The sequence below is a fragment of the Dellaglioa sp. CoH-57-MRSF-16 genome (assembly GCF_056782055.1).
This window is the reverse complement of record NZ_JBXAXZ010000234.1, coordinates 1-233: the sequence shown is the minus strand read 5'-3', so window position 1 is coordinate 233 and position 233 is coordinate 1. Positions and strand designations below refer to the sequence as shown.

Below are 233 nucleotides of genomic sequence, written 5' to 3'. Positions count from 1 at the left end.
CTCGGGCCCTGTTCTCATATAAGGAGCGCAAAGTGCAAAACGTAGCCGATTTGATCAATCCTGAAACTGGCAATACGTACCGCGCGGATAACGCGAAAAAGAGCCATCGATTTCCGCTCGGCACTCTCGTCGAGATCAAAACGCAGACGGACCCGAAATGGGTCGGCGTCCGGGACGGTATGCGACTGTTTGTCGTGTACTGCGGGCGCGACTGCGATCAGACGCCGCTGTAC

The 233-nt window shown here is 56.2% G+C and carries 1 protein-coding gene; it reads left to right on the top strand.

Annotated features, from left to right (window positions below):
* Nucleotides 1-32 precede the first annotated feature (32 nt).
* Nucleotides 33-233: hypothetical protein (locus AC1RPH_RS08540; RefSeq protein WP_481762157.1), on the top strand; the 201-nt coding region annotated here is incomplete at its 3' end.